The 8,184-nt window shown below is 72.2% G+C and carries 9 protein-coding genes; 4 read left to right on the forward strand and 5 right to left on the reverse strand.

Translation table 11 applies throughout. From position 1 onward, the window contains the following. Window positions 1–166: 166 nt before the first annotated feature. From GEV28_RS40995 to GEV28_RS41010, 4 genes are all read right to left on the reverse strand, one after another. Window positions 167–661 carry a hypothetical protein gene (locus GEV28_RS40995; RefSeq protein WP_291419594.1) on the reverse strand — a complete coding sequence of 165 codons (495 nt, stop codon included), beginning with the start codon at window positions 659–661 and terminating at the stop codon, window positions 167–169. Between the two features lie 90 nt (window positions 662–751). Continuing rightward, the gene (locus GEV28_RS41000) at window positions 752–1,771 is read right to left on the reverse strand and encodes an acyl-CoA desaturase (protein WP_291419598.1); all 1,020 of its coding nucleotides are present in this window, start codon (window positions 1,769–1,771) and stop codon (window positions 752–754) included. Window positions 1,772–2,162: 391 nt separating this feature from the next. Beyond that, window positions 2,163–2,690: a YceI family protein gene (locus tag GEV28_RS41005; RefSeq protein ID WP_291419600.1), complete on the reverse strand. Its 528-nt coding sequence runs from the start codon at window positions 2,688–2,690 to the stop codon at window positions 2,163–2,165. Window positions 2,691–2,704: 14 nt separating this feature from the next. Continuing rightward, window positions 2,705–3,094, reverse strand: coding sequence for a class I SAM-dependent methyltransferase (locus GEV28_RS41010; protein ID WP_291419607.1), 390 nt, complete (start codon window positions 3,092–3,094; stop codon window positions 2,705–2,707). Between the two features lie 310 nt (window positions 3,095–3,404). Between GEV28_RS41010 and GEV28_RS41015 the strand changes: the two genes are divergently transcribed. The 4 genes from GEV28_RS41015 (at window position 3,405) to GEV28_RS41030 (ending at window position 6,834) form a co-directional block, all read left to right on the forward strand. Then, complete coding sequence (locus GEV28_RS41015) at window positions 3,405–4,583, forward strand: histidine kinase (RefSeq protein ID WP_291419601.1); 1,179 nt, start codon at window positions 3,405–3,407, stop codon at window positions 4,581–4,583. Beyond that, a complete protein-coding gene (locus GEV28_RS41020; protein ID WP_291419602.1) occupies window positions 4,580–5,227 on the forward strand; it encodes a response regulator transcription factor in 648 nt (215 codons plus the stop codon). The genes GEV28_RS41015 and GEV28_RS41020 overlap by 4 nt, the downstream gene beginning before the upstream one ends. 109 nt (window positions 5,228–5,336) lie before the next feature. Continuing rightward, complete coding sequence (locus tag GEV28_RS41025; protein ID WP_291419603.1) at window positions 5,337–5,867, forward strand: HdeD family acid-resistance protein; 531 nt, start codon at window positions 5,337–5,339, stop codon at window positions 5,865–5,867. Window positions 5,868–6,051: 184 nt separating this feature from the next. After that, entirely contained in the window at window positions 6,052–6,834 is a 783-nt protein-coding gene (locus GEV28_RS41030) for an SGNH/GDSL hydrolase family protein (protein WP_291419604.1), read from the forward strand. A 165-nt stretch (window positions 6,835–6,999) separates the two neighbouring features. On the opposite strand, the gene GEV28_RS41035 is transcribed toward GEV28_RS41030, so the two are convergent. Beyond that, the gene (locus GEV28_RS41035; protein WP_291419605.1) at window positions 7,000–7,956 is read right to left on the reverse strand and encodes a serine hydrolase; all 957 of its coding nucleotides are present in this window, start codon (window positions 7,954–7,956) and stop codon (window positions 7,000–7,002) included. Window positions 7,957–8,184 lie beyond the last annotated feature (228 nt).

The raw sequence follows: 8,184 nt of genomic DNA on the forward strand, positions 1-8,184 counted from the left end.
CCAACCAGACCCGACGTTGCCGCTCAGTCAGGTGCGGCTTGACCGCGTCATAGCGGCGGGCGAGAGAATCCATGACCAAGCTCATAGCACAGACCGTAAGCGCCCCGAGGCCAGAAACTAACTTATTTCGCTACGGGCCCTAACCACTCAACGGGGTACATGCAAGTCAGAAGAGGAGCTGCCAGGTCGGCCTGTCCGCGCGGGCGTCGCGCTCGCAGACCACGGGCTCGTACTTCGCGGTGAGCGCGTAGGAGCCCGGCTTCTTGCACGGCGTGCCGGCGACCACGAACCGGGCGGGTGGCCGGGGCCGGGTCTGCCCCGGGGGCTTCGGCGCGGGCGGCTTCGGCGCCGGGACGATCTCGGTCGTCTCGGTCCGCTCCACCGGCGGCGCGACGATCGTCGGCGACGGCGACGTGGTGGTCGGGTCCGGCCGTGGCTCGAGCCGGCCCGCGACGGGCGTGTCCGAGGGGACGGTGATGGTCGGGACGGCGGGGTCCGCCCGGTCGTCACCGCCACCGCCGTCGAGCAGGAGGATCACGCCGACGCTCGCGGTGGCCACGACGAAGGTGGCGACCTTCAGCGAGAACAGGAACCGGTCCCGCTCGGTCGGCGGCTCGCGACGCCGCCGTTCCTCCTTGGCCGGTATGGCAAGCCGCGGCATGTCAGTACTCCGTCGTCGGTGGCACTGGGTGACAAGGCCAGCCGCCAACGTATCCGTGCGCGCGTCCCTCGGGCGAGCGGGGGTACCGCGCTAGGCCGTACGGCCGCGCGACTCCAGGTTCATCAGGCGCTTCGGAGTCGGCCAGCGCACGTCGTGGACCCAGCCGAACTTCTCCAGGATCCAGATCAGCCGCGCGGAGATGTCGATCTGCCCGCGCTTCACGCCGTGCCGCGCGCAGGTCGGGTCGGCGTGGTGCAGGTTGTGCCACGACTCCCCCATCGACAGGATCGCCAGCGGCCAGAAGTTCGCGGCCTTGTCCCGGCTCGCGAACGGGCGGGTGCCGATCATGTGGCAGATCGAGTTCGTCGACCAGGTCACGTGGTGCAGGAACGACACCCGGACCAGGCCCGCCCAGAAGAACGCGGTCACCGCGCCCCACCAGGACCAGGTGATGAGCCCGCCCAGCACCGCCGGCGCGAGCAGGGTCACCGCGGTCCAGAGGCCGAACTGGCGGTGGACCCGCACGATGTCCTTGTCGGCGAGGAGGTCCGGGGCGAACCGCTCGGCGTTGGTGAGGTTGCGGTCGAAGAGCCACCCCATGTGCGCGTGCCAGAAGCCCCTGACCAGCGCGATCGGTGACGTGCCGAACGCCCACGGGGAGTGCGGGTCGCCGTCGCGGTCGGAGAAGGCGTGGTGGCGGCGGTGGTCGGCCACCCAGTGGGTGATCGGCCCCTGCAGCGCCATGCTGCCGACGATCGCCAGCGCCACCCGCAACGGCCTGCGCGCCTTGAACGCGCGGTGGGTGAAGTACCGGTGGAAGCCGACCGTCACGCCGAGGCAGGTGACCGTGTAGAACACCGCCGCGAGCGCGAGGTCCAGCCACCCAAGACCCCAGCCCCAGGTCAGCGGGACCGCCGCGAGCAGCGCCACGAACGGACCGAGGATGAAGAAGTAGGTCCCGATCTGCGGCGCGAGGCCGCGCTGTTCACCGTGAATCGGCCGCACCTCCTGGGGCGGCTCCACTGAGCGTGCGGACTCGGCCGACTCCGCGTTCGCGGCAAGTGTCATACCTTCGTTCACCCCGACCTTCGACTTCTCGTTGCGGTACACCGGATCGACGTAGAGCAAAGCAGGTCCGGTCCCTGCGGTGCCACCCTTTGCGGGCAAATGGGACGCCTCCGAGCCGTGAACTTCACCTCGGAGGGTAGCCCGCGCCCCGCCGTGCACCGTTCATCGAATGCCGGGAACCCGCGAGTCCAACGTTCCGGACCTGCGAGTCCAACACTCTGGGCCGGCGAGTCGGACGTTGGAGCCTGCGGATGGGTTGGCGCGGGTGTAGGACTCGCGGGTCGTGAGCGTTGGACTCGCGGGTCGCCAGCGTTGGACTCGCGACGTTGTCCACAGGCCGGCTCCGCACCACGCGGAACCGTCGGTGCCCATCCGTAGAGTGGATACCGGGGGCCGGAGGCCAATGCGGGCCGCGCGCGCCACCTCCCGGCACTTACTTCCGGTTCGCCGCGACGTCCAGGGTCATCGTCAGCCGGCGGCCGGCCATGCCCCTCATCGCGGTGATGCCGAAGGCGTAGCGGTCCACCCGGGCCGTCGCGCGCAGGCGCAGGCCCGAGCGGTCCTCGCGCACCTGCGTCACCCGCAGGTCCAGCGGGCACGTCACACCCCGGACCGTCAGCGAGCCGCGCAGCACCCAGTCGCCGTCGACCCGCGCGATGCCCGTGGACGCGAAGACGATGTTCGGGTGACGCTCCGCGTCGAGGTACGTGGCGGACACGACGTGGGTGTCGCGCGCGGACGTGCCGGTGTGGAAGCTCTCCGCCGCGATCGTCGCCCTGACGGAGGACTCCGCGACCGGGTCGGTGACCTGGATGTGCCCGTCCCGCAGGCGAAAGGTCCCGCGGACCGGGGCCAGGCCGAACATGTGCCGGGTCGTGAACGACACCGCCGTCGACGACGGGTCGATGCGGTAGCCGCCCGCGGTGGGGATCGTCACCGGGTCCGTGGCCGTGCTCGTCATTCCGCTGTGTCCTCTCAGCTGGCCGGACGCAACGCGGCGCCGGCGATATGGGTGGTGCCGGCGCCGAACGGGCCGGGCAGGACGTACTTGTGCAGCTCGACGACGTCGAAACCCGCGCGCTCGATCGCGGCCAGGCTCTCCCGGTTCGGCCGGCACGAGCCGCTGAACAGGCCCGTGCAGAACGCGCACGCGTTCTGGCCGCGGCGCAACCACGTGCCGGGCCGGGCGGCGACGTGCTCGGCGAACACGTACCGACCGCCCGGCCGCAGCACGCGGAACAGCTCCGCGAGCGCCGCCCGCTGGTCGGTCACCGAGCACAGCACGAACGTGGCCACCGCGGCGTCCACGCTCCCGTCGGGGAGCGAGAGCCGTTCGGCGCGCCCCGCCAGCACCGGGGCGCTCAGCCCCGGTCCGCGAGGCCTCGCGACCGGTCAGCGACCGGAAGCGGGCGTCCGGCTCGACGCCGATCCACCGCACGTCCGGCGCGTACCAGCGCATGTTGCCGCCCGCACCCGGCCCCAGCTCGAGCACGGTGCCGTGCAGCGAGCCGAGCAGCGAGGAGGCGCGGGTCGATGTCGTCATGGCGCCCAGCGTCGCCGCAGGGCGGGGCCGCGCACATCGGCCGCGGAGCTGCACCGGGACCGACCCCCGAAGGGGCCGATGTCGACTTTGGTCGTTGTCCGCCCGCGCCGCGGCCGCCGTAGGCTCGAGACCATGCACGGCGCGATGACCTGCGAGAAGCCGCGGACCGGCGGGCAGCTGGCGTTCGCTCTCGTCGCCATCGGCCTCTGCGTCGTGGCGACCGGGTACGGGGAGTTCGCCGCCGGCAGGCGCGGGTGGACGCTGGCCGTCGAGTGCGTGGTCGGCGTCGTCGCGGTCGCGCTGCTCCCGGTGCTCTTCCGCCGGCCGGTGCGCTCGGCACTCGTGCTGGCCGCCCTGGCGGCGGTGGCGCCGACCGCGACCCCCGCGTCCACGGTCGGCACCCTGCAGGTGGCCAGGTGCCAGCCCTTCCCCGTGGCGGCGGGGGTCGCCGTGGCCGGGATCGCCGGGCACACCCTGCGCGCGCTGTGGCTGCCGATGCCCGGGTTGCCGTTCGGCTGGTGGGTCGTGCTGGTGGTGCTCGGGCACGCCGCCTTCGTCGGCTGGGGCGCGTTGGGCGCGGCACGGACCGCGCTGATCGCCTCGCTCGAGGAGCGCGCCCACCGTGCCGAGGCCGAGCAAGGCCGCCGGGTCGCCGAGGCACGGGCCGCCGAGCGGGCCAAGATCGCCCGCGAGATGCATGACGTGCTCGCCCACCGGCTCTCGCTGCTCGCCACCTACGCCGGCGCGCTGGAGTACCGGCCGGACCACCCGCCGGAGCGTCTGTCGCAGGCCGCCGGGGTGATCCGGACGAGCGCGCACCAGGCCCTCGACGAGCTCCGCGAGGTGATCACGATCCTGCGCGACGATCCCGCCGGTGACCATCCCGGTGACCAACCGGACTGGGTCGGCCGGCCGGTGCCCGCGCTCGCCGACCTGCCCGAGCTGGTCGAGGAGTCCCGCGCGGTCGGCACCCCGGTCGAGGTGCGCGACGAGCTCGCCGACCCGGCCACGCTGCCCGGCCAGACCGGCCGCACCGCCTACCGGGTGGTGCAGGAGGCGCTGACCAACGCCCGCAAGCACGCGCCGGGCCAGCCGGTGTGTGTCGCGCTCGACGGCGCCCCGGGCGCCCGGCTGGAGATCGAGGTGCGCAACCCGCTCCCCCGCGAACCCGTTGGCGCGTCGGTGATCCCGGGCGCGGGCAGCGGCCTCGTCGGGCTGACCGAGCGGGTCCGGCTGGCCGGCGGAGAGCTCGACCACCACGCGACGCCCGCCGAGTTCCGGTTGCACGCCTGGCTACCGTGGCCCGCATGACTATCCGGGTGCTCGTGGTCGACGACGACGCGCTCGTGCGGTCCGGGCTGACAATGATGCTCGACGGCGCGGACGGTCTGGTCGTGGTCGGCGAGGCGGGCGACGGCGACCAGGTGCCGGCCGCGCTCGACGCGCATCCGACCGACATCGTGCTGATGGACATCCGGATGCCGCGGGTGAACGGCATCGTGGCGACACGGCGGGTCCGGGCGCGGCCGCGGCCGCCCGAGGTGATCGTGCTGACCACGTTCGACTCGGACGAGAACGTGCTGCGCGCGCTGCGGGCCGGCGCGTCGGGGTTCCTGCTCAAGGACGCGCCGCCGGCCGAGATCGCCGAGGCGGTGCGGCGGGTCGCGGCGGGGGAGCCGATCCTGTCGCCGCGGATCACCCGCCGGCTGATGGACCGGGCGGCCACCGACGCGGGCGCCTACGACCGGGCGCGGGTCGCGCTGCGGGCGCTGTCGGCGCGGGAGCACGACGTCGCGCTGGCGGTCGGCGAGGGCCGGACCAACGCGGAGATCGCCGCCCTGCTGCACCTGTCGGTTGCGACCGTCAAGGCGCACGTCACCCGCATCCTCACGAAGCTGGAGATGGGCAACCGCACCCAGATCGCGCTGCTGATGCACGACGCCGGCCTGTGCTGAACACCATGGTCAGCGCCCGGCTCGCCCGCCGGTAGGCCGGATTCCGGAGGCCGAGCCCGCCCCGTCGCCAGCTGTTGCCGTGAGTCGGGTACCGGATCACACTGGGCCGGTGCTGGAACTGCTGAGTCGTCGGTGGCATCTGGTCGTCCTGCGGGGTGTCGTGGCGGTGCTCTTCGGGATCATCGCCATCGCGTGGCCCGAGATCACGGTGCTCGCGCTCGCCCTCCTCTGGGGCGTCTACACGCTGCTCGACGGGATCACGTCCATCGCCATGGGGATCGGCGAGGGGACCGACCGCGCCTACATGATCTTCCTCGGCATGCTCGGCATCGCCGCGGGGGTCATCGCGCTGCTGTGGCCCGAGATCACCGTCATCGTGCTGCTCGTCCTCATCGCGGTCTGGGCGATCATCGCGGGGATCGTGCAGATCGCGGCGGCCGTCCGGCTGCGCAAGGTCATCCGGAACGAGTGGTTCCTCGCGCTGTCCGGGTCCGTCGCGCTCGTGCTCGGGCTGCTGCTGATCGTGCAGCCGGCCGAAGGGGCGATCGCGCTGCTGATCGCGATCGCCACGTTCGCCCTCGTGTGGGGCGTCGTGCTGATCGTGCTCGGGTTCCGGCTCCGGAAGCTGCGCCCCGCCTGACGGAGGCAGAACCCGCGAGTCCAACACCCAAAACCCGCGAGTCCAACATTCGGAACCAGTGAGTCCGACGTTCACGAATGCTGGACTCGCAGTCAGCACCGGGTTGGCGCCGCCGTGCGTTTACCCTGGAGACATCCGCCGTGCGTGCGGAGTTCATCCCGCGCCGGCGGAAGGGGTTCACTCGATGCGGCACCAGAGATACGTCGCGCTCGGTGACAGCTGCGCCGAGGGACTCGACGACCCGTACCCCGACGGCCGCGGCTACCGCGGCTTCACCGACCTCACCGCCGAGCGGCTCGCGGCGCTGGAGCCGGACCTGCACTACGCCAACCTGGCCGTCCGCGGCCGCCGGCTGGACCAGATCCTCGCCGAGCAGGTGCCGGCGGCCCTCGACCTGCGGCCCGACCTGGTGACCCTGTTCGGTGGCGGCAACGACGTGCTGCAGGGCCGCTGGCACACCGACGCGGCGAGGGCCGACCTGGATGCCATCGTCGGCGCGCTCACGGAGGTCGCGCACACGGTCGTGCTGTTCACCCTGCCCGACCTCGCGCGACGGCTGCCGGGGATGAGCCGCCGCGTACGCCCGCGGGTGACCATGCTCAACAACCTGATCGTCGCGACCGCGACCCGGCACCGGGCGCTGCTGGTCGACGTGCGCAAAGATCCGTCGTGCGAGGACATCCGCCTGTACGGCGCCGACCGGCTGCACCTGGGCGAGCTGGGCCACCGCCGGGTGGCGGGCCACGTGCTGGCGGCGCTGGACATGCCGGTGGACGAATGGCTGGCGCCGCTGCCGCCCGCGGAGCGCGAGCCGTACCGGGACGCGGCGGTGCGGCAGTGGAACTGGGTGCGCCACCACGTGTGGCCCGCCGTCCACGGCACGGTCCGCAACAAGATCGTCGGCCGCCAACCAGGCGACGGCCTCGTGCCGAAGCGCCCCGACCTGGTCCGCCTCAACCCCCGCTGACCCCGCGAGTCCCCCGCTCCCGACCCGCGAGTCCCCCGTTCCGGACGTGTAGGTCCGAACCGCGTGCGCGACAACGCGCCCGACGGTTGGACTCGCGGGTCCCGAGCGTTGGACTCGCGGGTTCTGAGTGTTGGACTCGCGGGTTCTGAGTGTTGGACTCGCGGGTCAGCCGCCGTTGTAGGGGCGGTACCTCGGGGTCGCCTGGACGCGGGCGCCGCCCGGGGTCACCGAGGCGACCGCGTCGAACAGTTCGCGGCCCAGCGTCTGGCGGGCCCGCAGCGCCGGGTGGGTCGCGCCGAAGTCCTCGTCGTTCACCGCCGCGTCGCCGGCGAACGGGCCGGTCGCGAACACGGCGTAGGTCGCCGACGCCCGCCCCGACTCGTCGAACACCACGCCGGCCTCGTGCCGGTCGCTGTTGAACCAGCCGGCCTTCGTCGCCACCCGCAGCCGCTCCGGTGACCGGAGCTTGAGCCGCATGCCGTCGGTGAACGCGGTGAGCGACCGGATCGCGGTCAGCAGGTAGCCCGTCGACGACGCCGACAGCATCGTGCCGGAAACCAGCCCCTGCAACAGGGTGTGTGTCTCGCGTGGCGTGGTCGTGCCGAGGAAGAACCGGTTCGGGTTCGACACGGGCACCACCTGCGTGTGCACGAAACCCTTGGCGCGCAGGATCTCGTTCAGCTCCAGCGCCGGGCACACCAGGCCGCACAGGCGCACCGCGGTGTTGTCCGACACGGTCAGCAGCGCCGCCATGGCGTGCCCGAGCGTCACCGAGCTGGGGTAGGCGCCGTCGAGGCCGAAGATGCCGTCGGTGTCCTGGATGACGATGTCCGCGGTGACGTCGACCCGCTGGTCGAGCGTCAGCAGCCCGCGGTCGACCTTGTCCAGCACCGCTGTCGCCACGGCGATCTTGTTGACGCTCTGTGCGTCGACGACATCGTCGGCACGCTCCTCGACGGCCGTTTCCGGCTCTCCGGAGGCGCCGGCGACGCTGATCAACGACGACCAGACGCCTTGCGCCCGGCCGGTTTCCCTGCGGTAGACCCTGGCGATGTGCCGGGTCGCCTCCTGCGCGGTGGTGGGTGCGGCAGCCGGGGCCGCCGAAGCGGTGGTCGACGCCACGACCGGCGCGAGCACACCTCCGGCGGCGACTGCGGTACCAAGTCCGAGTGCGGATCTGCGGTTGAGAATCACCCGGCCGATTGAACCACTAAGGGCTTGGAAATGAACAACACGCTCAACTGGGTGTGTCGGTCGGGCTGATGGTGTAGTTCCATTCGCCGTGCCACTCGTGTGGGGTCAGATACCGCGCGAGGAGTGTTCTCATCTCACGATCGGTGATCTTGATGC

The sequence above is a fragment of the Actinophytocola sp. genome (assembly GCF_009379765.1).
GTDB lineage: Bacteria > Actinomycetota > Actinomycetes > Mycobacteriales > Pseudonocardiaceae > Actinophytocola.